Raw genomic sequence first — 22,264 nt, forward strand, 5'->3', positions numbered from 1 at the left:
AGAGGGCTTCCTCAGGCTTGGGCTGTTTCGGGCTCTTTCGAGTGGCTGTTCGCCAGCACCAGCACCGCCACGCCGGCCAGGACGAGGATGTCGCCCACGCTGAAGACGTTGGCGAAGGGGAGGCCTTCGGGGATGGCGAAGATGTCGCCGAGCCAGGGCAGGATCGGGTGCTCCAGTACGCCTGAGTTCGAAAATCCCTCGTCTGCAGGTAGTCCGGCCGTGCGGACCGCCCATTCCGAGGCCGGTAGCGTGCCCTGGTTCAGGGCGATCGTCACTCCGTTCAGGGCCGCGCCCAGGGCGATCAGGGGCACCCCGCGAACGGCGCGGTTCCGCCACAGGAACACCGCGGCCAGTCCGTAGGTCAGCAGATGCACCGGAAAGCCCAGCCAGGCAGGCACATCCGAGAGCACCGAGAAGAGCAGCACCTGTAGCAGCAGGGCGATCGGCAGCAGTCCCCAGGCCCGTACGGAGATCTCGCCCAGTCGCTGGAAACTGCCGCCGGTGAGCGGAACGGCCAGTACCAGCAGGAGGGCCACGACGCCCACGATCATGCGGGCTTCTCCTCGCGCGCGTCACGACTCTCACGGATCGGCAGTGGGGTAGGCGTTCCCAGCCGCTCCACCGTCCCCATCGATACCGGACGCGCCCTGGCCAACCCACTCACCACCTGCTCACACCGGTGCGACTCCCAGTCCGTGAGCCAGGCGTCGAACTCGGTGGCGGACAGCGGTGCCTGCACGATGAACCCCTGGATCACGTCGCATCCGAGAATCTGTAGATGCCGCCAGCTCTCGACGTCTTCGACGCCCTCCGCAACCACCCGCAGGCCGAGGTTGTGGCCCAGGTCGATGGTCGACCGGACAATGATCTGGTCGTTGTCGTCGCTGGTCATGCCGGTGATGAAGCTGCGGTCGATCTTCAGCTCGTCGACCGAGAGGCGCTTGAGATAGGCGAGGGACGAGTAGCCGGTGCCGTAGTCGTCGATGGCGATGCGCACCCCTGCGGCCCGCAGCATGGCCAGCACGGCCACGGCGCGGTGCGGATCGGTCATCACGGTGTTCTCGGTGACCTCGAGCGTGAGCAGTGCGGGAGGCACGCAGTAGCGCTTGAGCAGGGTGTCGACCTGCTCGGGCAGCCGTACGTCGGCCAGGTGCCGCACCGAGAGATTGACGGCCACCCCGAGGTGCCGGCCCTGGTCCAGCCAGACCCGGGTCCGGCTGATGGCCTGCTCCAGCACGACCAGGGTGAGCTGGGTGATCAGCTCGGTGGTCTCGGCCAGCGGGATGAACTGGTCGGCGCCCAGCAGACCGCGATGCGGATGCTGCCAGCGCACCAGGGCCTCGGCGCCGACCACCCGGCCGGACCGCACGTCGCACTTCGGCTGGTAGTAGACGGTGAGCTGGTCGTCGGCCAGGGCGTCGTGCAGCTGGGTGAGCAGCAGCAGGCGCTCGGTGGTGTTCTCGTCCTTACTCGGGTCGTAGACGGCCACACCGCCCCCGTTGCCCTTGGCCAGGTACATCGCGATGTCGGCCTTGGCGAGCAGATCGGCACTGCTGCGCGCGTGCTGCGGCGCCAGGGCGATACCGATGCTGGCGCGTACCTCCAGGCGGATTCCGGCCACGCTGACCGGGTCGTCGAGGGTGGCCGTGAGCCGCCCGGCCAGGTCGGTGGCCTCGGTCAGGGGATCGGCGCAGGAGAGGCGGCTGAGCACGGCGAACTCGTCGCCGCCGAGCCTGGCCACCGTCACGTCGTCGGACATGGCCGAGCGCAGACGCTGCCCGATGTCGCAGATCAGGGCGTCGCCGGCGTCGTGACCGAGGGTGTCGTTGATTTCCTTGAAGTGGTCGAGGTCGATGAACATGACGCCGAGCACGGGCTCACCGGCAGCCTTCTCGGCGAGCATCCGGTCGAGCTGGAGCAGGAAGAACGAGCGGTTGGGCAGGCCGGTGAGGGCGTCGTGCTGGGCGCTGTGGCGATGTTCCAGGGCCAGCTTGGAGATCTGGTGCACCGCGATGACGGGCATCAGCACCAGCGGTACGAGCCAGAGCGAGAAGTTGGTGACGGCCAGGCAGATCGGGGCCATGGCCACCATGGGGCCCCAGGTGGTGATGTTCTGGCGCACGTCGATCCACAGGCGAGCTCCCTCGATCCGCCGGCTGGCCAGGGCGATCACCGTCACCACGAGGCCGTTGTTGACGAGGAAGTAGGCCCCGGAGGCGAGGATGGCCGGGCCCACGTCGTCGCGCTGGAAGTGCTCGGGCACGAAGAACGACTGATGGGCGACCAGGCTGAAGATCCAGCGGCCGGCCGCGACGGCCAGAACGTACTGTCCGAGGTTGAACACCGGCCGGGACCAGTGCCGGCCCTGTTTCAGGTCGTCGATGAGGAGCGGCACGCACTGGGCCAGGATCACCAGGCCGAGCGGGGCGGCGAAGATCAGGGCCACGATGAACGTGGTGGAGAGCGTCATCAGGTAGGTGCGGCTGTCGTGCAGCACGACCTCGACCGAGGTCAGCTCGCCGATGATCACGCCGAGCAGCAGGAAGACGATCACCAGGCGATCGACGCCGAACTGTCGTGGCTGCAGCAGCAACGCCGCCAGTGACCAGACGAGGATGGGAAGGGCCGCCACGATGACTGCTGTGACGAAAAGGCCGAGCGGTGTGACCCGTGGGTGCGCCACGCCGGATCCGGTGTCCGTCATCCCGCCCCTGCTTCCCGTGGCGCCTCCCCGGTACTGACCCGACCGGGCCGGTACCGGGGAGACGCGGACGTACGGATTCAGCTGACCGCGCTCAGCCCCACTTGTCTGAGGCGCCCACCAGCACTGCGAGGGTGACGACGGCCGTCACGACGCCCGCAGCCTTGACATATGCCGTTGCCTTGAACTCGTTCATATGGACCCTCCTCATACGTGCCCGGAACTAGCCAGGTGACCAACCGCTCTGGCCCGCGGGTCGAAGTCGCGGGAGGTCGGCAGTGAGCGTTCCCGTCGGCTGTTCCAGCAACCTCACCCCGGGGCGCGGCTACCTCGACACAGGGATTATGTCCACAATCGTCCATTTTGGGTACTAGTCGGCACAAATATGCAGCTCGGCACCCGGCGGGGCAGGAAAATCTAGAGAGCGCGACTGCGGCCCTGCGCCGTCGCGATGAGCCGGCAGACCAGGTAGATCGCGAAGGAGATGGTGGTGACGTAGGGGCTGATCGGCACGCTGCTGCCGAGGGCGAGCAGGATGCCCCCGATCATCGAGACGGTGGCGAAGAGGATGCTCAGCACGGTCGCGCCGGCGGTGGTGGAGGCCAGGCGTACGGCGGCAGCACCCGGGGTGACCACGATGCTCAGCACCAGCAGAGCCCCGACGACCTGCACCGACATGGCCACGACAAGACCGAGCAGCACCATGAAGAGCAACGAGAGCGGACCTAGCGGGATGCCTCGGGCCTGAGCCACCTCGGGGTCGGTACTGGCGAAGGAGAGCGGGCGCCAGATCAGCAGCATCACCCCGACCACGATCACCGAGATCACCGCCAGCCAGGACAGCGCGGGCGTGTCGATGGCCACGATCTGACCGGTGAGCAGACCGAACTTGTTCGCGGCCCGGCCCTCGTAGAGCGCCAGGAAGAGCACGCCCAGGCCCAGCCCGAACGGCATCAGCACGCCGATCCAGGAGTTGCGGTCACGGGCCCGAACCCCGAGCAGCCCGATGAGGATCGCGGCCCCGAGCGAGCCGACCAGCGACCCGGCCACCACGTTCAGCCCGAGCAGCAGGAATCCCGAAGCCCCGGCGAACGACAGCTCGCTGATGCCGTGCACGGCGAAGGGCAGGTCCCGCATCACCACGAAGGTGCTGATGAGGCCGCCGACGATGCCGAGGATCAGACCGGCCAGCAGCGAGTTGTGCACCAGGGGCAACAGCTCGCTGTAGTCGGCGAAGTTGAAGATCTTGTCCCAGCTCACGATGGGCCTGCGCTTTCGGGGGCCTCGTCGCGGGGCTCGTCGTGGAGCTCGTCGGAAGAATGCTGGACGGGGCGGTCGGGAATCCCGACGACCACCAGTTGCCCGCGCACCCGCAGGACATCGACGGGCGAACCGTACAGCCGGGTCAGGGTCTGCGAGGTCATCACCTCGTCCACCGGGCCGATCGTGAACCGGCCGCCGGCCAGGTACAGCACCCGGTCGGCGTAGGGCAGCACCGGGTTGATCTCGTGGGTGACGAAGACGACGCCGGTGTTGTGGTCGCGCCGGCGACGGTCCACCACGGCGCACACCTCGCGCTGGTGGTGCAGGTCGAGCGAGAGCAGCGGCTCGTCGCAGAGCAGCAACTGCGGGTCGCAGGCCAGGGCCTGGGCGATCCGCAGCAGCTGCTGCTGACCGCCGGAGAGCCGGGAGGCCGGGGCATCGGCGAACCGGGTGGCCCCGACCTCGGCAAGTGCGGCGTCGATGCGCTCGCGCCGCTGCCGGCGGTTCAGCATCGGCAGACCCCACTGGTGCCCGTCGTACCCGTAACCGACCAGGTCACGGGCCCGCACCGGGGTGAGGGGGTCGAAGCGGCGCTGCTGCGGCACGTAGCCGACCTCGCGCCGGGCGGCAGTCGGCGTCTTGCCGAGCACGCTGATCGTGCCGGCCGACAGCGGCTGCATCCCGAGCAGGCAGCGCAGCAGGGTGGTCTTGCCGGAACCGTTCGCGCCGAGCACGGCGACGAACTCCCCGGGTCTGACGGTCAGGTCCAGGTCTTCCCAGAGTGGTTCGCCCGCGTCGAACCCGAGTGCGGCGCCGCTCAGGCGCACGAGCTGCGCGCCGTCTTCAATGTCACTCATCAAACCCTCATCATCCGAGCGCCGAGGTTACCGCCTCGACGTTCGCCGTCATCCAGCCCACGTAGTCCTGGCCCTCGGGCAGGGTCTCGGTCACGCCGACCGTCGGGACACCGTCGGTCCGGGCCTGGGCCAACAGCTTCTCGGTCTCCGCGCTGGTGGTCTGCTCGTTGTAGACGAACGCCTGCACGTCACCGCCGGAGAAGATCTTCAGGGTCTCGTCGAGCACCTTGATCGGGATGTCGTTGCCCTCCTCGACCGCCTCGCTGAAGGCCTCAGGCGTCTTGTTCACCAGGCCGATGTGCTCGAGCAGGTAGAGAGGCACCGGCTCGGTGATGGCCACGCCCTGCCCGTCGTACTTCGCCTTGGCCTCGTCCTCGAGCTTGATCACGGCGTCGAGCCGGCTGTTGAAGGCCTTGGCGTTGGCCGTGAACGTGGCGGCCTGGTCGGGCCGGGCCTGGCCCAGATCAGCCGCGATCTCGTCGGCGACCTTCTGGACGCTCTCCAGGTCGTACCAGACGTGCTCGTTGAACTCACCGTGCGCGTGCTCGTCCTCGGTGGCCGTGGTCTCTTCCAGACCCTCCAGACCAGAGACCTCGACCGCGTTGATCACCGGGGCGTCACTCTTGGCCACCTCGATCAGCTGATCCATGAAGTCGTCGTAGTGCCCCCCGTTCTCGATCACCAGGTCGGCCTTCGAGACGGCCAGCTGGGTCCGCGTGTCGGCCTCGAACGAGTGCGGGTCCTGCGCGGCACTGCTGATGATCGAGGTCACCTTCACCGCATCGCCGCCGACCTGGGCCGCGATATCGCCGTACACGTTGGTCACCGTCACCACGTTGAGCGCGTCCTGCGACGAGGCGGTGCCCCCGTCGGACGACCCGCTGCCGCAGGCGGTCAGCCCGAGTACGCACATGCTCGCCGTGCCCAGGGCGAGTGCCCGTCCGCGCTTGTGCCCAACGTTCCACGCCATCACGACGCCGTCCTTCCGAGAAAGCCTGCACCCACGTGCCGAGGGAGCTACATGAGAATGATCCTCAGTAGCGTTCTCACGCTACCACGCGTCCCCCATGCAACCTGAATGGGCGCACCTGCGTCTGAAGTGAGACGATCATGTAGGCGTCACAAGGTGATCAATCACCACCAACCGGACTAGACGGACACACAAGGGTGGAGGGCGTCATGGGGCAGAAGACAACGACCAGGTCCGAGGTGTCCGGAGAGTCCGCAACCGGCTCCGGCGAGCAGGAGCGATCGCTCACCGCCAGCCCCGCGGGCGGCCTGGAGAAGGCCGAGAACGGCGCTCAGCGACGGAGCCTGGTCGGGCGCCGCAAGGAGCAGACCGAGCCGCTGCCGACCTCGGGCAACGGCGGCGACAAGCGCACCGGCGGCGACACGATCGTCTACAAGACCGAGCCGCCGCGGAAGCGCTCCGGCTTCCTGACGGCCGCGCTGGTGGTGGCCGTGCTGATCGTGTCCGGCGCGCTCGCGCTGAACCTGACGACGGGAGCGATCGACCGGCTGAACCCGTTCAAGGGCCTGGTGAAGAACCAGACCATCGACCGTTCCGGCCCGGCCGTGCTGCAGTCGATCCAGGACCTCGGCCAGTTCGAGGCCGCCAGTGGCTACTACGAGCTGGTCGTCGACGTGGAGAAAGACGTCAAGCCGGTGCCGTCGTTCCTGGCCGGGCAGCGCACGCTGTTCATCGCGGCCGGCTCGGTGGACGCCGGGGTGAACCTCAGCAAGCTCGGTGAGGGCGCGATCGTGATGAACGACGACCGCACCGAGGCCACGATCAACCTGCCCACCCCCACGATGAGCAGCCCCACGATCGACTACGACCGCAGCTACGTCTACAGCCGCGACCGGGGTGTGTTCGACCGGGTGAAGGGCGCGTTCACCGACGACTCGAAGGAGACCTCGGTGCTGTACGGCCTGGCCTCACAGCGCCTTTCGCAGGCCGCTGCGGAGACCGACGAGCTGCGGGAGCGGGCCGAGAAGAACACCCGGGCCACGCTCGAGGGCCTGCTGGAGCCGCTGGGCTTCACCAAGGTCACGGTGAACTTCGCCCGGTAACCACCAGAAAAGCAACAACGGGGGACGATGCACACCAGCATCGTCCCCCGTCGTTCTGTCGGACCCACCGTCTATCGTGACGGAGGTGGCCATCGAACCTTCCAGACCCAACCGCCGCCTGACCACCCCGGCCATCGGCCTGATCGCGCTGGCCGTCATGCTCATCCTCTTCGCCGTCATCCGCTCGCACGGGTCGAAGGACGAAGGGGAAGGCGTCCCGGCCGGGGTGAAACAGCTGGTCGGCTCCCTCGATTTCGACGGGAGCACGGTTGTCGCCCCGGTGACCTGGGTGAAGGTGACCGAGAACAGCGCCTGGAGTGACGGCCTGAAGCAACAGGTCCAAGACCGCGACAACCTGGACTACGTGGTGCAGACCCCGCTCCGGACCGAAGACGGCGACACGAGCCACCTGGTCTGGCCGGTCCGGACGACGGAGAGCGGAAAAAGTTCCGGCATGATCCAGTTCGAGATGGGTTCCGAGATGGGTTCCTTAGATCTGAGCGGTCTCGGCGAGGTGCACACCATCGGTCAGAAAGACCTCGACTCGCTCGACTGACAGCAAAACAGAACGGGGGACGACTCCCGTCGCCCCCCGCGTCCGCTGTTGGTTACTGCTGCTTGATCTTCTGCTCGTAGCCGGCCAGCTTCACGCAGGTGGTGAGCGCCAGCACGGCCACCTCGAGGTCGGCCAGGGTGGGGAAGGTCGGGGCGACGCGGATGATCGAGTCGGTCGGGTCCTGCCCCAGCGGGTGGGTGGCACCGGCCGGGGTCAGCACGACGCCGATCTCGGCGGCGCGGGCCACGATGTCCGACGCCGTGCCCTCCGGCACCTCCAGGGTGATGAAGTAGCCACCCTTGGGCTCGGTCCAGGTGGCCAGACCGGTGCCGCCGAGCTGCTCGTTCAGGATGCGCAGGGTGGCCTCGAACTTGGGCCCGATCAGGGCGCGGTGCTTCTCCATGTGCGCCAGTACGCCTTCTGCGCTGCCCAGGAAGGTGGCGTGACGCAGCTGGTTGACCTTGTCCGGCCCGATGGAACGCTTGCTCAGGCCGGCCAGCCACCACTTGATGTTGGCCTCGGACGCCCCGAAGAAGCCGACGCCGGCCCCGGCGAAGGTGATCTTCGAGGTGGAGCCGAACACGAACACCCGGTCGGCGTTACCCGCGGCGGTGGCCAGGCCGAGCAGGTCGGCGATCTCGACCCGATCGTCGGTGAGGTGGTGCACCGAGTACGCGTTGTCCCAGAAAATCCGGAAATCGGGCGCGGCGGTGGGCATCTCGGCCAGCTGACGAACCGTCTCGTCGGAGTAGACGGTGCCGGTGGGGTTGCTGTACTTCGGGATGCACCAGATGCCCTTGATCGAGGCATCCTCCGCGACCAGACGCGTCACCACGTCCATGTCGGGACCGGTCTGCGTCATCGGCACCGGGATCATCTCGATACCGAAGCGCTCACAGATCGAGAAGTGCCGGTCGTAGCCGGGAACCGGGGCGAGGAACTTGATCGGGCCCTGGTCGGCCCAGCGGGACTGCGCCCCCGGCACCTGGCCGAGCAGAGCCTGCACGAAGGCGTCGTGCATCAGCTCGAGGCTGGAGTTGCCCGCCGCGAGCAGCTGCCCCACCGGCACCTGGAGCAGGCCGGCGAAGATCTGGCGCAGCTCCAGCAGACCGTTCAGGCCACCGTAGTTTCGCGTGTCGGTACCGTCGGCCGCCTGGTGCGTCTTCGTGCCGGGCAGCGTGAGCAGCTCGTCGGCGAGATCCAGCTGATCCGCCGCCGGCTTGCCCCGGGTGAGGTCGAGCTTCAGGCCGCGACCGGCCAGTTCCGAGTAGTCCTGCCGAGCGCTGTCGAGGAGCGCAGTGAGGTTCTGCGCGCCCAAGTCGGTGGTCATCGTCTCTCTCCCGGGAGCTGCTGAGTGGCATGTGCCAACCCCGACTTTACAAGTGTCTGCTGTCGGTACCGCCATTCGATACTCCGGGAACGACCCCCATCGGTCGGTGATTTACGGCCACCGACCGATGGTTTCGCAAGATTTCCGTCAGCCCGGCCAGACCGCGAGAGCAGCGCGGGTCTGGTCCCACGCGGCGGTGAACAAATTCTCGTCGTGCTCAGCGGCGGCGGCGATCCGGCCGTGCAGCAGACCGAACGTGAATCCGTTCTCGCCCGCACCGTGGGCGCGCACCCCCAGATCGCGCAGCCACTGCCGCTGCACCACGCCGTCCTGGTGATTGCCCAGGGTCTCGGTGATGCTCTCCATCCCCTTCGCGACCTGCTTGGCCGGCTTGCCGATCACCGGCCGGGCGGCCTCGGTGGCGTAGCGGGCGCGCTTGGCCTTGATCCGTACCTCGTGCAGGTGGAAGTCGTGCTCAGGGCTTCCAACGGTCTCACCGGCGAGCACGTCGACGTGCTGGCTCACCCGGCCGGCGGCCTTGCGCACCACCTTGCGCAGTTCGTCGGCCGCGGGGTTACTGGCGCGCACGCTGAACGGCGGGGCGGCGACGAACGCCTCGAGTTCGTCGATCAGGGCCAGATAACGGTCGCCGTCGAGTTCGGCGACCGCCGACTCGTGAGCGCTCCGGTACTCGGCGCCCATCTCCAGCTGGATGCGCCGGGCCACCGGACCCAGCACCAGCTCGGCGGGCAGCGCGGCGACGTCCGCGAGCAGCTTCTCGCGGATCACCTCGGCGTCACGCACCGGGCCGAGCACGTCGGAACCCAGCCACTTCAGCTCCTCGCGCAGCGACGTGACCGCGTCCGGGGCGAAGAACGGCCGGAAGGTGGCCAGAGCGGTGCGCAGGCGGCGTGTGGCCACCCGCATCTGGTGCACCGCGTCGTCCTTGTCCAGGCGCACCCGCGGGTCCAGGGCCACGAGCTGGGCGAACTGCTCGGTCAGGTAGTCCTGCGCCACGTCACCGGCGGCCACCGGAGCGACGACCACCGTCTCGCGGGGCTGCTCCACCCGCACCGTGCGCAGAGCGGGGCCGCCCTTCTTCTTCCCGCCCTTCTTCGGCGGCAGCGGCTCGATGAGGAGATCGTCGACCGTCTCCACCACACCGTCGAGCCCGTCCGCCTCGAGTTCGGCCGGCTCGGCGGTGAGCAGGCGCCCGGCCAGCGCGCGGCCGATCTTCGACTGCACGTCGGAGGGGCGGGCACCGTTCGCCAGCAGGAGCTCCCGGGCCACGGTGAGCAGCTCCAGATCACCGTCGACGAGCTCCACCTCGATCTCGCGCCAGGAGACGGCCGTGGTCTCGTGCCCCAGCGAATGCGCCGAGACCAGGTCGTCGGCCACCTCCGCGAGCACGGTGCCGTCTTTCGCGAGGAGGTTACGCACGGTGCGGGTGGTGGAGATCAGCGCGACCGGCGACACCTGGGCGCCGCGCAGTTGCACCCGCACCAGTCCGAGCAGCGAGGCGGGAACCGTGCGCACGCCCCGGCCCAGCGGCTCGTGGATCTCCAGGCGACTGTCGGCGGCTGACCCCTTGATCGGCTGCTTCAGCTTGAGGTGCCAGCCGGCGTCGTTGCCCCCGGTCCGGCGGCGCAGCGTGGTACCGCCGCGGATCAGCCGGAAGTCTTCGCTGTCCAGGTAGGTCGCCTGGAGACGGTGCTCGTCGGCCGGGCCGACCGAGGCGACCCCGGGCAGAGCGCTCAGATCGGGCAGGGCGAACTCCGGATCGGCGTCCAGCTTGATCTCGATCTCGGTATGAGTTGCCGCTACCACTGGCGTTCCTTTCGTCGGGGCCCGGTTCGGGCCGGTCGTACGGGACCACCGTGCCCTGTTCATCAACCAGATGAAACCCGTTCAGATTCCGTTTACCGGGGAGAACGCCGGCCTCCGTGGTCCCGGATCACCCATCGTGACCCGGGAAGGACAGGTGCGCACGGCGTCTCCCCTTCGTGCGGTCGGCGAATCCCTACACTGGCTCGATGCCGATGACCGCCCGCTTCCCCACCACCTGCGCCCAGTGTTCGGGCCGCGTCATGCCCGGCGAGGAGATCTCCAAGGCCGGCGGAAAATGGGTGCACTCCACCTGTGCGGTGGCGGCCAGCGAGAACGACTCGCTGCTGCCCGGGGTGGGCAGCAGCACCATCGCCGCGAAGCAGGGCGCCGCGAAGACCGCCAAGGCGCGCAAGCCCGACATGGCCGCGATCGACGGCGCCCTCGAGGTATGGACCGACGGCGCCTGCTCGGGCAATCCCGGGCCGGGCGGCTGGGCCTGGGCCACGAAGGACGGCCGGCAGGGCAGCGGCGGGGAACCGAAGACCACCAACCAGCGCATGGAGGTCAGCGCCGCGCTCCGGGCGATCCAGGCGCTGGAGGGCCCGCTCGTCGTGGTGAGCGACTCCACCTACGTCGTGAACTGTTTCCGGGACGAGTGGTGGCGGGGCTGGCTGGCCCGCGGCTGGGTGAACAGCCAGAAGAAGCCCGTGGCCAACCGGGACCTCTGGGAACCCCTGATCGAGGCGTTCCGCGACCGGGGCGACATCTCGTTCCGCTGGGTCAAGGGGCACTCCGGCGACGAAATGAACGATCTGGTCGACCAGCTGGCCGTGGAGGCGGGCAAGACCCAGGTGTGACCCGGGCGCGACCCGGATAGGGACCGGATGTGACCGGTAGGCCAATCGACGGGGAGGCGCCACCAGGTGTCAGGGATCTCGCTCGGACTGCAGAGCCCGTACGGCTACAACGGCGACGACCTGACCAGCCCGGCCCAGGCCGCACGGGCCGGGGCGCTGGTCGACCAGCAGTGGGAGGACGAGCCCGACCTGCCGCTGGAACTGCGCATCCACGGAGTGTCCGGCAGTACCGGCCCGGTGATCCTGGAGCACCCGCACGTGCTGCAGGTGGGCGGCACCCGGCCGACAGCGTTCTACCGGCGCTGGAGTCCGGACGGGGTGGGCCGGCCGTCGGTGCCCTGGCCCCTGGAGGCCTACGTCTGGGGCGGTCTCACGGCGCGGGCCCTGGCCTCGGCGTCGTGGCTGCTGCTGTTGCCGTTCATGCTCTACAACGTCGCCTACTACATGCTCCCGGCCGGTCCGGCCAAGGGCCGCGGGCGGCGTCTGCTCAGCGCCCACGCCCTGGCCCGGATCGTGGTCCGGTTGCTGGCCCTGGCCTCGACCGTGCAGTTCGTCGGCAGCCTGGTCACGCTCTTCCACTCCACCATCGCCTGGCAGAACGGCGTAGAACGGCTCGGCGCCTCGTGGTGGTGGCTGAGCTGGTACACCGGCGCCTCGACGGCGACCCGGATGTCCCTGGCCACCCTCGCCGTCGCCTCGGTGATCGGGGCGCTCTGGTACGCCGGGGCCGCGACCGCCAGTCACTACGAGGCGTTCAGCACCGGTCGGGGCAGCTACGCGCCCGGCGTGCAGGTGGACGGCGAGAACCGGCGTGACCGGCTGCCCTCGGGCCGGCTGACGCTGCGCGACCGGGGCTTCTGGCGGGGTGCCGCGGCCGCCGCCCGGCTGCGCAACACCCACATCGCCGCCGCCTTCGCCACCATCTCGCTGGCCCTGGCCGGATGCACCAGCACACTCGGCTCCTGGCAGAAGGCCCAGATCGCGGTCTCCGGCACCATCCTGCTCGCGGCCGTGGTGCTCGCCGGGTTCGTTGCCGACCGCGACACCGTGGGTGGCAACGACGACGTGGCCCGGTTCGCCACCGCGTTCAAGGCCCTGGCCTGGGCCTCGGCCCTGGTCCTGCTGGCCGGGGTGGTTGCCTCGCCGTGGGTGATCGAGGGCGCGCCCGCCGACCCGCGGCACGCCGCGCCGTACGGACTGCTCGGCGCGATCACGGTTCTCACCGTGGTGCAGTTCGGCCTGCTGGCCGTGCTCGCGGTGCTGGTCGCCTGGCTGCTGCTGCGCTCGGGAGACGAGCAGCCGCACGGCTGGAGGCCGTTCCTGCGGGGCTACGCCTCACCGGTGACCGCACTGCTCGGGGTGATGCTGGGCGGGGTCCTCACCGCGGCGCTCAACGTCTCCGTGGCACGGGTCTTCGGCGAGCCGAACGGCTTCTCGCTGCACAAGGTGGACGCCGACTGGGACAGCAGCATCATGCTGCCCGACTCGATGTTCGCCTACTCCGCCGGCGCGGTGTTCAACCTGATCACGATCTTGATCCTGCTCGGCCTGCTGTACCTGCGTTACCGGCGGCTGATCAAGCGTTTCACCACGGGCAAAGCCGGGTCCGCGCCCCTCGACGGCGGGCCGGACGCGGTGACCGACTGGTACCCGGCGGAGGAGCGTGACGCCCCGCGGGCGGCCGTCACCAAGGTGGCGAAGCACTGGGCCGTGGCCGCGCTGACCGACGACGTGGCGGCCGTCCTGGGCACCATCACCCTGAGCTGGGCGCTGCTGTTCTGGGTCTTCGAGGGTCTGGCTCTCCACACCACGCAGTCGTTCTCCGGGGTGGCCGGGATCGTGCCGACGATCGGCGTGTTCATCGGCGGGCTGCTCGCGGCCTCCGGGGTGTGGGTGCTGCGGGCGCAGATCCGCTCGCCCAACGCCCGCAAGACCGTCGGCATCATCTGGGACATCGGCACGTTCTGGCCGCGCGCCGTGCACCCGCTCGCCCCGCCCAGCTACGCCGAGCAGGCCGTGCCCGAACTGGTCGACCGGATCTGGGTGCTCACCGGCTCCCGCCGTTCGGGCCCCCACACCACGCCGGTACCGGGCGAGATGTCGGGCGCGATCGAGGTGATTCCCCGGCACGTCCTGCTCACCGGCTACAGCCAGGGCACCGTGATCAGTGCGGCCGTGATCGCCCAGCTGCCCGAGGACGTGCTCAGCCGGGTCTCCCTGCTCACTCTCGCCGCACCGCTGAGAAGGCTGTACGGCCGCGCCTTCCCGGCCTACTTCGGCCATGCGGCCGCGGTGGCCCTGCGGGACCTGCTCAGCGGGCCGGGACCGGCCCCCGCCGGCGACGATCCCTCGGAGGTCGAGCCGGCACCGCCCAGCGTGCGCGCCCCCGAGCCGCCGAAACCCCGCTGGCGCAACGTGGTGCGGCGCAGTGACTACATCGGTGGCTGGGTGTTCGGCCTGCCGCGGCCCCAGCAGCGGGTGCCCGGCAGCCAGCAGGTCGACGTGATCAGTCTCGACCCGCCCTCGCTGGAGCCCGAGCACGGCACCACGCTGGCCCCGACGCACTATCACTCGGCCTTCTGGCAGGACCCGGTGGTGATCCTTTACGCCCGGGAACTCGGAAAGCGTTAACGCTTTCCGAGTTCCCGTGACTTCCAGAATGAAACAAACCAATATGTGACCAGCATTGCCCGAAGGAACCTTTCAGGGAATTCATTCGCTTTCGGGCTTGATTCTTTGCGTTGCATCACGGCAATCTGATTTCGGGCCACCCGAAGGCCCGATTCTCCGAACGTGATCAAGGCAGGGGATGCCCGCTCCCTCCCCTCCTCTGCGGCCGACCCCGGCCACTGACAAAAGGGGCGCGCGATGAACGGTGACTCGTTCCTTTCCGCCGAAGCTCTGGTATCGCATTCGCCCGGCGGAAGAATCGACCGGATTCTCTGGTTCCACCGCACCGATCGCTGGTACTTCGGCGATTTTCTGCGGCACTCGGCCTGGCTCGCCTGGGCGCGGGAATCCTTTCCCGCGGCCGTCATCGACCTGGCCTCGCACGCGGCCTACCTGCCGCTGTTCGCGGACGACCGGTTCGGCCGCCACTTCGATTCCCGGCAGGGCGCCCCCGCCGGCCCGTACGACCTGGTCATCGAACCGGGATCGTTCGAGCCGGAGCCCGCCGACGGCCTGCGGCTCGTCTCCTGGGACTCCGGCTGGGCCCTCCGGCACGACGGCCAGGTGCTGCTGGAGGGCCGCAAGCAGGAGCTCAACTACTTCCGGGCCGCGCATCCGGGCTCGGTGACCGGGCACCGTTCCGTCACACCGACCCGGATCCGGTTCACCCCGGCGGAGCTCGACCACGCGAACTCCCTGATCGAGCGGGCTTTCCCCGGCCAGGCACCGGTCGTGGTCTACAACCCCTCGGCCTCCAACGCCTTCACCCGGGAGACCGGCGCCCGCAAGGAGGTGGACAACTCCCTCACCCCACACGAGCACGCCACCGTGCTCCGCCAGACCCTGAAGCTGATGCCCGACCACCGTTTCATCGTCGGCGCCTCGGTGAAGATCGGTGACCGGCAGAATGAATCACTGATCACGACGCTGGCCCGGACGTATCCCAGCAACCGGGTCCGGCCGGTCACCAGCCTCGGGGGCGGCCTGACCCTGCGGGGCTTCGCCGGACTGCTGGCAGCCTCACGGGTGCGCGGCATGCTGGGCACCGGAACCGGTACGAACACCCATCTGGCAGCGCTTCTCGGCCTGCGGGCCCTGTCGGTCGAGCGCGGCCACGACGAGGAGATGCAGGCGAACTGGTCAGGCCCGGGCTTTCAGATGGGCTCGTTCAGATGGCGAAACCCTTCGGTGCAGACGGAAATCCATACTATGAACCGATCTCGCCGCGGCGAGACGAATCTTCTGGCGGTGGCCGGAATCTTCGCCCTGGGCGAGATGGCAGCGGAGCCGTTGCCGGTCTTCGACAAACAATGGGACTGCGACCCCGCCGCCGCGGTCCGGTCCGCCGCCGCACTCCTGCGGTCCATGCCCCCGCAGGCCGCTGCCCACTACGGCGACTTCACCGACGAGGCAGCCTATCTCGGGTCCAAGGCCGATGGCCTGCAGGCCGTCGTCACGGCTCTCGAATCACCCGATCCACAGATCGCGCGCATGCTCTTCGAAGACTCGAATCTCTTCAAGCTCATCACCCGTCCCGGCAGGAGCATGTGATGACCCAAGATCTGTCACTCCGGGTACGACACGATGCCCGGACCGCTCTCGACCACCTGGGCCTGAAACCGCTGGGCCCGCTCCGCAGCCTTCCGACTCCGTGGGACCGGCCGCAGCGCCAGGTGCTGCACACCCCGGTCGCCGGGTCACTGCGGGGCGAGGTGGCCGTCAAGGTCCTGCTCGACCCCGACCCCGCGGCCGCCGCGGCGTTCGCCCAGGAGCACGACCTGCCCCGGGTTCTCAGCCCGATCGCCGACTCCCTGGTGCGCAGCGGCGAGATCCCGCACAACCCGATCGTTCAGCTGCTGCACCGCGAACCGGTACAGCTGGCCGGCTCCCTGGTGGCGGTGACCCGCTTCGCCCGCGCCGTGGGCCCCCTGGACGCCACCACCTGGGGCCGCACCCTCGGCATCCTGCACCGCATCGGGACCACCCCGTCCGCCCTTCGGCGACTGACCGGTGTGCCGGGCAAGACGCTGGCGGGGTTGCACGCGCAGACCCTCGTCGAGGCGTTCCAGCGGCCCGGGCACCCGTTCCACGACCGGGCCGACCTGGCCCTGCGTTTCGCCCACGTCCTGCGGGAACGGGTCGCCCGGGCACTGGAGCTCGACCCGGAACCGCTCCTGGCGCACCGCGACTTCCACGCACTCAACTGCGTGCACGCCCGTACCGGGGCCGTGGTGCTGGACTGGCAGGAGGCCGGCTGGGGCAGCCGGTCGGACGACTTCGCCTGGCTGTACCTCACGGTGAGCCGCTTCGGTGGCCTGCCGCAACTGCTCGACGAGGCGAAGACCGCCTATCGGCAGGCCAGTGGCGGAATCTGCCCCAGCGACGAGCAGATCCGGGCCGCCGGGCAGGTGCGTGAGCTGCTCTGCCTCGGATTCTCGCTGGCCAAGGCCGATCACAGCCCTCGGCACCGGCGGGAGGCTCTCAACCAGCTGCCGATCCTGCGCGATCCACAGACCCGCACCCGACGCTGGCGCATGCTGCACAACCCGGCGATCTTCAGCCCGGGAATCATCCCGTCGCGGCGCACGACGGCCGCCTGGTCGGCCTGACCTCCCGAGCTCTTCGTTCGTGATCATGCAAACTTTCCCCGGGGAAAGTTTGCATGATCACGACGATTGAGGACGATCACGAGGGCGCGCGGGTCAGTCGCCACGGTGAGGGCACCTGCATGAAGGCGCTGGCATGAAGGCGCTGGCATGAGGGCACCGATGTGAAGGCACAGTTAAAGCCATCGCCAGCTCATAGCCACGCCTGCATGTAGCTGCATACAGTGGCATGCAGGATCCGCCGCCATCGAGGAGACGTCACCGTGCAAGAGATCAGCTGGCAGGACGAGGACATCCGCAAGGGCTTCGCGGCCATCGCCCAGGCGTCCCCCTTCGTCTACGGCCTGACCAACTACATCGCCGCCAACCTGAGTGCGAACGTGCTGCTCGCGGTGGGCGCGGGCCCGGCCATCGGTGCGGCGTCGGACTGGACACGCACCTTCCCGGCCGGGGCCGGGGGCGTGTGGATCAACAGCGCGGGCCTGATGAGCAGCAGCGAGGAGAGCTTCACCGAGGTCGCGCGCACCGCGCAGGCCGCCGGCACGCCGTGGGTGCTCGACCCGGTCGCGGTCGGCGCCGGGGCGCCCGAGTACGACGCCTTCGTGAAGTCACTGCTGGAGTTCAAGCCGGCGATCATCCGGGGCAACGCCAGTGAGCTGATCGCCCTGGGTGGCGGCGCGGCCCTGGGCAAGGGGGTGGAGACCACGGCCAGCTCGTCCGAGGCCGTCGACGCCATCGCCGAGATCGCCCGCAACACCGGCGCCGTGGTGGCGGTCAGCGGTCCGGTCGACTACATCACCGACGGCACCACCACGGTCTCGGTCCCGGGTGGGGACGTCCGTCTCACCAAGGTGACAGGTGCCGGTTGCAGTCTGGGTGCCTTCTGCGCCGCCGCGGCCGCCGCCGGCAACTCCCCCTTCGTGGCCGCCCAGGTCGCCCACGCCGCCTACGCGGTCGCCGCCGAGCGGGCGGGTGCGCGCACCCAGGGCACCGGCGAGTTCGCCGTCGCGCTGGTGGACGAGCTGTCGCTGCTGACGGCCTGAACCACCCCCGCGACCGGAGCCCGACCGCGTCCTCAAAGCCGCGTCCTCAAAGCACTGCCCGGCAAGAAGCACTGCCCGGAAAGGAAACCGATGCACCTCGCCGCCTTCATGAACGCAGGCCCACAGGGAACCGTGGGCTGGCGGCACCCGGAGGCCGGCAACGGCTTCCTGACCACCGCCCACTACGCGCACATCGCCAAGGTTCTCGAAGCCGCCTGCTTCGACCTGGTGTTCATCCCGGACGCCATGGCCGTGCCGCGCAGCCTGGGCAACTCGTTCGAGCCGGCCGTGAAGTGGGGCTCCGGCACGCCGCGCCTCGACCCGATGCCGGTGATCACCACGATGGCCGCGGTGACGACGCATCTCGGCGTCGCGGCGACCATCTCGACGGGTTACCAGGAGCCGTACAACGTGGCGCGCGGCCTGGCCACCCTCGATCACCTGACCCAGGGCCGGGCCGGCTGGAACGTGGTGACCAGTTTCCAGGACGCCGAGGCGCAGAACTTCGGCCAGGACAAGCTCCCCGACCGCGCCACCCGCTACCGCCGGGCCGAGGAGTTCCTCGAGGTCAGCACCCGGTTGTGGGACAGCTGGTCGGACGACGTGATGATCCGGGACAAGGCGACGGGAGTGTTCGGCCGGCCCGAGGAGGTCGAGGCGGTCGACCACGAGGGCGAGTTCTTCAAGGTACAGGGGCCGCTCAGCGTGCCCCGGCCCCCGCAGGGCTACCCGGTCATCATCCAGGCCGGTGCCTCGCCGGCCGGCCGGGACTTCGCCTCGCGCTGGGCCGACGTGATCTTCTGCTCACACGAGTCACTGGCCTCGGCGATCGACTTCTACGCCGACATCAAGCAGCGGGCCGCCTCCTTCGGCCGTGACCCGGCACAGGTCAAGATCCTGCCGGCCGCCACGATCGTGGTCGGCACCGATGTCCGGGACGCCATGGCCAAGCACGAGGCCTTCGCCGACCTGGTCTCGGTGGAGGCCGGACTGTCCCGGCTGGCCTACCACGTGAACGTCGACCTGACGAAATACGATCTGGACGGCCCCCTTCCGTCGCTGGAAGTGGTCGGCGTGGAGGGCCACTACCGCGAGGTGGTCGAGTTCGCCGAACGCGAGAAGCTGACCGTGGCCGAGATCGGCCGGTGGTACGGCGCCCGCACCGAAGGCAACATGATCGGCTCGGCCCGCGACATCGCGGACACCATGGAGCAGTGGATGAAGGCCGGTGCCGCGGACGGTTTCATGATCCAGGCCACGCACGTGCCGGGCGCTTTCGAGGACGTCGCCCGCGAGGTGGTGCCGGAACTGCAGCGACGTGGGCTGTTCCGCACCTCCTACGAGGATGGCACCCTGCGTGACCGGCTCGGCCTGGACCGGCCCGCGCGGGGTGAGTGGCGCAACCGGGCCGCGTCGGTGGTGAAGGCGTGAGCTCGCTGGTCACAGCCTCCTGGCTGGCCACTCACCTCGAGGAGGTGGTGCTGCTCGACGCCAGCATCCGCCGCACCGAGACCGGTTACGTCAGCGGACTTCCCGAGTACGAGGCCGGTCACCTGCCGGGGGCCCGGTTCGCCGATGTCTTCGAGCAGTTCTCCGACCCGGCGGCGGGTTTCGCGTTCGGGGCACCCGGGAAGAAACAGATTGAGGACGCGGCGCGCTCGGTCGGGATTTCCGGTGACACCACGGTGGTGGTGTACGACCGGCTCTCCGGCGCCTGGGCCGCCCGGCTGTGGTGGGTGTTCCGGTCGTTCGGGATCGAGCGGGTCTTCGTCCTGGACGGCGGGCTCTCCGCCTGGACCGCAGCCGGTTTCGATCTGGTCACCGGTCCGGACCAGGGCCCGGTGCAACCCGGCGACGTGACCGCGGTTGCCCAGGAGGGCTTCTTCGTCGGGCTGTCCGAGGTGCAGGCGCTGTCCGAGAACCCCTCGGCCGGCGACCCGGTCGTGTGTGCCCTGCGCGGATCCGAATACGACAGGGGCCACATCCCGAACAGCTCGAGCCTGCCCTACCCCTCGCTGCTCGCGCCGGACGGCACCGTCGACCTGGACCAGGCCCGCCGGGCCGCCCGGGAGTACGACGCCGCCGACCAGGTGGTGCTCTACTGCGGCGGCGCGATCAACGCCGCCGGGCTGGCCCTGGCCCTGACCGAGGGCGGTCTGCCGATCGGGCGGATCACGCTCTACGACGGCTCACTCAGCGAGTGGAAGTCCGACCCGGCCCGCCCGCTGACCACTGATCAGTCGTGATCGGGGGAGGTTTTGCATGATCACGAACAGGGAAATGGGTACGGGCGCTCAGCTCGTTGCCGGGTATGCCGCCGGCGACTTCACGCCCCTCGACGTCACCAGGGTCTCGATCCGGGCGGCCGAAGCCGACCAGCTCAACGCGATCGCCAGCATTGATGCCGAAAAGGCCCTTGCCGCAGCAGAGGAAAGCACACGGCGCTATCAGCACGGTGAGCAGCTGGGCCCGCTGGACGGGGTTCCGATCACCTTCAAGGACTCCTTCCACATCACCGGGCTCCCCCGGTGGCACGGCACCGCCGTGAACCCGGGCGCCTCGTCCGTCATGGATGCGGCACCGGTGCGCCGCGCCCGCGAGGCCGGGATGATCGTGGTCGCGAAGACCACCATGCCCGACTTCGCCATGCTGATGGCCGGGCAGAGTTCCCGGCACGGCGTAATCCGCAATGCCTGGGACAGCAACCTCAGTCCGGGTGGTTCATCTTCCGGCGCACCGGGTTCCGTGGTGACCGGAGTGGCCCCGATCGCGGTCGGCACCGACATGATCGGCTCGGTGCGGCTGCCGGCCGCCCTGAGCGGCCTGGCCTCGATCAAGCCGACGCAGGGCCGCATCGCCTACGACCCGGCGGGTGACTACCGCAGCGCCGGGCCGATGGCGAGAACCGTCGAAGACCTGGAGCAGGCCCTGGCCGTGCTGGGGCAGCACGACCCGGTCGACCTGTTCGCGCTGCCCGGCCGGTTCCAGCCGGTCCCTCCGCCGGAGCACCTGCGGGGCCGGAAGATCGGTGTGCTGCGCTCCGTGGGTTGGGGTACCGCGGTGGACGAGCCGACCGATCGGGCCGTGCGCACCCAGGCCGACGTGCTGGCCGATCTCGGGGCCCAGGTCACCGAGATCCCCGAACTCCCGGTCACGGACGATGATTACGAGACCGTCTACTGGTTCATGATCTACCACGGGCTGCCCGACTACCTGGGCGCCGAACCGGCGCGACGAGGGGCCGTCCACCCGGTGGTGGGCGCCATGCTCGAAGAGGCGTTCGGGCACTCGGCCGTGCGGGCCGCCCTGGACGCCCGCCGGATGGCCGCCGCCATCGAGCGGGTGCGCACCGTCTTCGCCCCGTTCGACCACGTGCTCTCCCCCGCCCTGCCGATCCGCTCGTTCCCCGCCGATCAGGCGTCCCCCGATCCGCTCCATCCGGTGGGTCACATGGGTTTCGCCTGCTGGCCGAATCGCTTGGGGACGCCGGCGGGCACCGTTCCCGTCGCCCCCGGCCCGGGCGGGCCACCGGTGAGCGTGCAGGTCACCGGGCGACGCTTCGACGACGCCGGGGTGCTCGGCGTGCTCCGGCGGCTGGAGGACGCCCGAGGGTTCGACGTCGGTTATCCACCCGTTCCTGAGTAGATTGAGCACGACAAATCCCCCTGGAAGGGAGGCCGGGAATGGCCAGCGCCCGTGACACCATCTACGCGACCCTGCGGTCCCGGCTGACCTCCGGCCACTACCCGGAAGACGCCTCGCTGATCCCGCAGGTGCTGAGCGAAGAGTTCCAGGTGTCGCGCACCCCCGTCCGCGAGGCCCTCGGCCTGCTCGAGCGCGACGGCCTGCTGGTGTCCACGCAACGCGGTTTCGCCCTGCGCCGGCGCAGCGACGAGGAGATGCTGGAGATCTTCGAGGCCCGGGCGATCCTGGAGTCGTCGGCCGCCTACGCCGCTGCCCTGCGGCGCAGTCCGATCGACCTGGCGAGGCTCGACGACCTCCTGGCCCGGACCCGCACCGAGACCGAACCGGCCGCGATCCGGAGCTGTTTCAACCTCTGGCACGAGGCGGTGCGGCAGGCCGCGCACAACCAGACGATCGGTGCCCTGCTGCACACACTCGACGCCCAGGCCAAGCTGAGCGCTCCGTGGAAGACCCCTCTGGCTGAGGGCACGTTCGACGCGAGCATCGCCGAGCACGAGCAGATGACCGAGGCGATCCGCAGCCAGGACGGCGAACGGGCCCGCACGCTGATGCTCGAACACCAGGCGCACGATCGGGACACCCGCATCCTGCAACTGGTTTCGGAGATGGCCCAGACCTCACCGACATCGCCGGCGAACTGAGAGACCTGAGCCCGGATCCGCCGACCCGGTTTGAGTGGCCGAGTGCGGTCATTTCCTGATCGTGATTTCAGGTATTTCCTGGCGTGGGCGTGAGTGATGACCCGGTCTGCCCGGGTTTTCCACTTCGGTTCCTGG

The 22,264-nt window shown here is 69.2% G+C and carries 18 protein-coding genes; 11 read left to right on the plus strand and 7 right to left on the minus strand.

The genetic code is table 11. The features are described from left to right. Nucleotides 1–11: 11 nt before the first annotated feature. From QSK05_RS35665 to QSK05_RS35685, 5 genes are all read right to left on the minus strand, one after another. Complete coding sequence (locus tag QSK05_RS35665) at nucleotides 12–551, minus strand: DUF5317 domain-containing protein (RefSeq protein ID WP_285601841.1); 540 nt, start codon at nucleotides 549–551, stop codon at nucleotides 12–14. Continuing rightward, the gene (locus QSK05_RS35670) at nucleotides 548–2,704 is read right to left on the minus strand and encodes a putative bifunctional diguanylate cyclase/phosphodiesterase (RefSeq protein ID WP_285601842.1); all 2,157 of its coding nucleotides are present in this window, start codon (nucleotides 2,702–2,704) and stop codon (nucleotides 548–550) included. The genes QSK05_RS35665 and QSK05_RS35670 overlap by 4 nt, the downstream gene beginning before the upstream one ends. A gap of 414 nt (nucleotides 2,705–3,118) precedes the next feature. Continuing rightward, nucleotides 3,119–3,964 (minus strand): metal ABC transporter permease, encoded by an 846-nt coding sequence (locus QSK05_RS35675; RefSeq protein ID WP_352303813.1) that lies wholly within the window; start codon nucleotides 3,962–3,964, stop codon nucleotides 3,119–3,121. Further along, complete coding sequence (locus QSK05_RS35680; RefSeq protein WP_285601844.1) at nucleotides 3,958–4,821, minus strand: metal ABC transporter ATP-binding protein; 864 nt, start codon at nucleotides 4,819–4,821, stop codon at nucleotides 3,958–3,960. The genes QSK05_RS35675 and QSK05_RS35680 overlap by 7 nt, the downstream gene beginning before the upstream one ends. Nucleotides 4,822–4,831: 10 nt before the next feature. Beyond that, on the minus strand, nucleotides 4,832–5,791 hold the full coding sequence (locus QSK05_RS35685) for a metal ABC transporter solute-binding protein, Zn/Mn family (RefSeq protein ID WP_285601845.1): 960 nt from the start codon (nucleotides 5,789–5,791) through the stop codon (nucleotides 4,832–4,834). A 209-nt stretch (nucleotides 5,792–6,000) separates the two neighbouring features. Between QSK05_RS35685 and QSK05_RS35690 the strand changes: the two genes are divergently transcribed. Further along, a complete protein-coding gene (locus QSK05_RS35690) occupies nucleotides 6,001–6,894 on the plus strand; it encodes a DUF4230 domain-containing protein (RefSeq protein WP_285601846.1) in 894 nt (297 codons plus the stop codon). Nucleotides 6,895–6,979: 85 nt separating this feature from the next. Continuing rightward, entirely contained in the window at nucleotides 6,980–7,450 is a 471-nt protein-coding gene (locus QSK05_RS35695; RefSeq protein ID WP_285601847.1) for a hypothetical protein, read from the plus strand. Nucleotides 7,451–7,502: 52 nt separating this feature from the next. Here QSK05_RS35695 and QSK05_RS35700 read toward each other — a convergent pair whose 3' ends face one another. Then, nucleotides 7,503–8,780, minus strand: coding sequence for an aspartate aminotransferase type Ic (locus QSK05_RS35700; RefSeq protein ID WP_285601848.1), 1,278 nt, complete (start codon nucleotides 8,778–8,780; stop codon nucleotides 7,503–7,505). A gap of 147 nt (nucleotides 8,781–8,927) precedes the next feature. Beyond that, a complete protein-coding gene (locus QSK05_RS35705; RefSeq protein ID WP_285601849.1) occupies nucleotides 8,928–10,607 on the minus strand; it encodes a CYTH and CHAD domain-containing protein in 1,680 nt (559 codons plus the stop codon). Between the two features lie 206 nt (nucleotides 10,608–10,813). Here QSK05_RS35705 and QSK05_RS35710 point away from each other — a divergent pair, with 206 nt between their 5' ends. From QSK05_RS35710 to QSK05_RS35750, 9 genes are all read left to right on the plus strand, one after another. Next, entirely contained in the window at nucleotides 10,814–11,464 is a 651-nt protein-coding gene (locus QSK05_RS35710; protein ID WP_285601850.1) for a ribonuclease H family protein, read from the plus strand. A 66-nt stretch (nucleotides 11,465–11,530) separates the two neighbouring features. Beyond that, nucleotides 11,531–14,095, plus strand: coding sequence for a hypothetical protein (locus tag QSK05_RS35715; RefSeq protein WP_285601851.1), 2,565 nt, complete (start codon nucleotides 11,531–11,533; stop codon nucleotides 14,093–14,095). Between the two features lie 237 nt (nucleotides 14,096–14,332). Beyond that, a complete protein-coding gene (locus tag QSK05_RS35720; RefSeq protein ID WP_285601852.1) occupies nucleotides 14,333–15,685 on the plus strand; it encodes a hypothetical protein in 1,353 nt (450 codons plus the stop codon). After that, the gene (locus QSK05_RS35725; RefSeq protein WP_285601853.1) at nucleotides 15,685–16,743 is read left to right on the plus strand and encodes a phosphotransferase family protein; all 1,059 of its coding nucleotides are present in this window, start codon (nucleotides 15,685–15,687) and stop codon (nucleotides 16,741–16,743) included. The genes QSK05_RS35720 and QSK05_RS35725 overlap by 1 nt, the downstream gene beginning before the upstream one ends. A gap of 260 nt (nucleotides 16,744–17,003) precedes the next feature. Then, nucleotides 17,004–17,783 (plus strand): hydroxyethylthiazole kinase, encoded by a 780-nt coding sequence (gene thiM / locus QSK05_RS35730; RefSeq protein ID WP_285601854.1) that lies wholly within the window; start codon nucleotides 17,004–17,006, stop codon nucleotides 17,781–17,783. Nucleotides 17,784–17,873: 90 nt separating this feature from the next. Then, nucleotides 17,874–19,214 (plus strand): LLM class flavin-dependent oxidoreductase, encoded by a 1,341-nt coding sequence (locus QSK05_RS35735; RefSeq protein WP_285601855.1) that lies wholly within the window; start codon nucleotides 17,874–17,876, stop codon nucleotides 19,212–19,214. Beyond that, on the plus strand, nucleotides 19,211–20,029 hold the full coding sequence (locus QSK05_RS35740; RefSeq protein ID WP_285601856.1) for a sulfurtransferase: 819 nt from the start codon (nucleotides 19,211–19,213) through the stop codon (nucleotides 20,027–20,029). Before QSK05_RS35735 ends, QSK05_RS35740 begins: the two co-directional genes overlap by 4 nt. A 16-nt stretch (nucleotides 20,030–20,045) precedes the next feature. Next, nucleotides 20,046–21,428, plus strand: coding sequence for an amidase family protein (locus QSK05_RS35745; protein WP_285601857.1), 1,383 nt, complete (start codon nucleotides 20,046–20,048; stop codon nucleotides 21,426–21,428). 38 nt (nucleotides 21,429–21,466) lie between these two features. After that, the gene (locus tag QSK05_RS35750; protein WP_285601858.1) at nucleotides 21,467–22,129 is read left to right on the plus strand and encodes a GntR family transcriptional regulator; all 663 of its coding nucleotides are present in this window, start codon (nucleotides 21,467–21,469) and stop codon (nucleotides 22,127–22,129) included. Nucleotides 22,130–22,264: the final 135 nt, after the last annotated feature.

It is taken from the genome of Kineosporia sp. NBRC 101731, from assembly GCF_030269305.1.
Taxonomy (GTDB): domain Bacteria; phylum Actinomycetota; class Actinomycetes; order Actinomycetales; family Kineosporiaceae; genus Kineosporia.

Excerpts from the sequence above, each read along its gene's own strand:
- QSK05_RS35665 (WP_285601841.1), bottom strand. The coding sequence starts at position 551 with ATGATCGTGGGCGTCGTGGCCCTCCTGCTGGTACTGGCCGTTCCGCTC.
- QSK05_RS35670 (WP_285601842.1), bottom strand. The coding sequence starts at position 2,704 with ATGACGGACACCGGATCCGGCGTGGCGCACCCACGGGTCACACCGCTC.
- QSK05_RS35680 (WP_285601844.1), bottom strand. The coding sequence starts at position 4,821 with ATGAGTGACATTGAAGACGGCGCGCAGCTCGTGCGCCTGAGCGGCGCC.
- QSK05_RS35685 (WP_285601845.1), bottom strand. The coding sequence starts at position 5,791 with ATGGCGTGGAACGTTGGGCACAAGCGCGGACGGGCACTCGCCCTGGGC.
- QSK05_RS35690 (WP_285601846.1), top strand. The coding sequence starts at position 6,001 with ATGGGGCAGAAGACAACGACCAGGTCCGAGGTGTCCGGAGAGTCCGCA.
- QSK05_RS35700 (WP_285601848.1), bottom strand. The coding sequence starts at position 8,780 with ATGACCACCGACTTGGGCGCGCAGAACCTCACTGCGCTCCTCGACAGC.
- QSK05_RS35710 (WP_285601850.1), top strand. The coding sequence starts at position 10,814 with ATGCCGATGACCGCCCGCTTCCCCACCACCTGCGCCCAGTGTTCGGGC.
- QSK05_RS35720 (WP_285601852.1), top strand. The coding sequence starts at position 14,333 with ATGAACGGTGACTCGTTCCTTTCCGCCGAAGCTCTGGTATCGCATTCG.
- QSK05_RS35725 (WP_285601853.1), top strand. The coding sequence starts at position 15,685 with ATGACCCAAGATCTGTCACTCCGGGTACGACACGATGCCCGGACCGCT.
- QSK05_RS35735 (WP_285601855.1), top strand. The coding sequence starts at position 17,874 with ATGCACCTCGCCGCCTTCATGAACGCAGGCCCACAGGGAACCGTGGGC.
- QSK05_RS35745 (WP_285601857.1), top strand. The coding sequence starts at position 20,046 with ATGATCACGAACAGGGAAATGGGTACGGGCGCTCAGCTCGTTGCCGGG.
- QSK05_RS35750 (WP_285601858.1), top strand. The coding sequence starts at position 21,467 with ATGGCCAGCGCCCGTGACACCATCTACGCGACCCTGCGGTCCCGGCTG.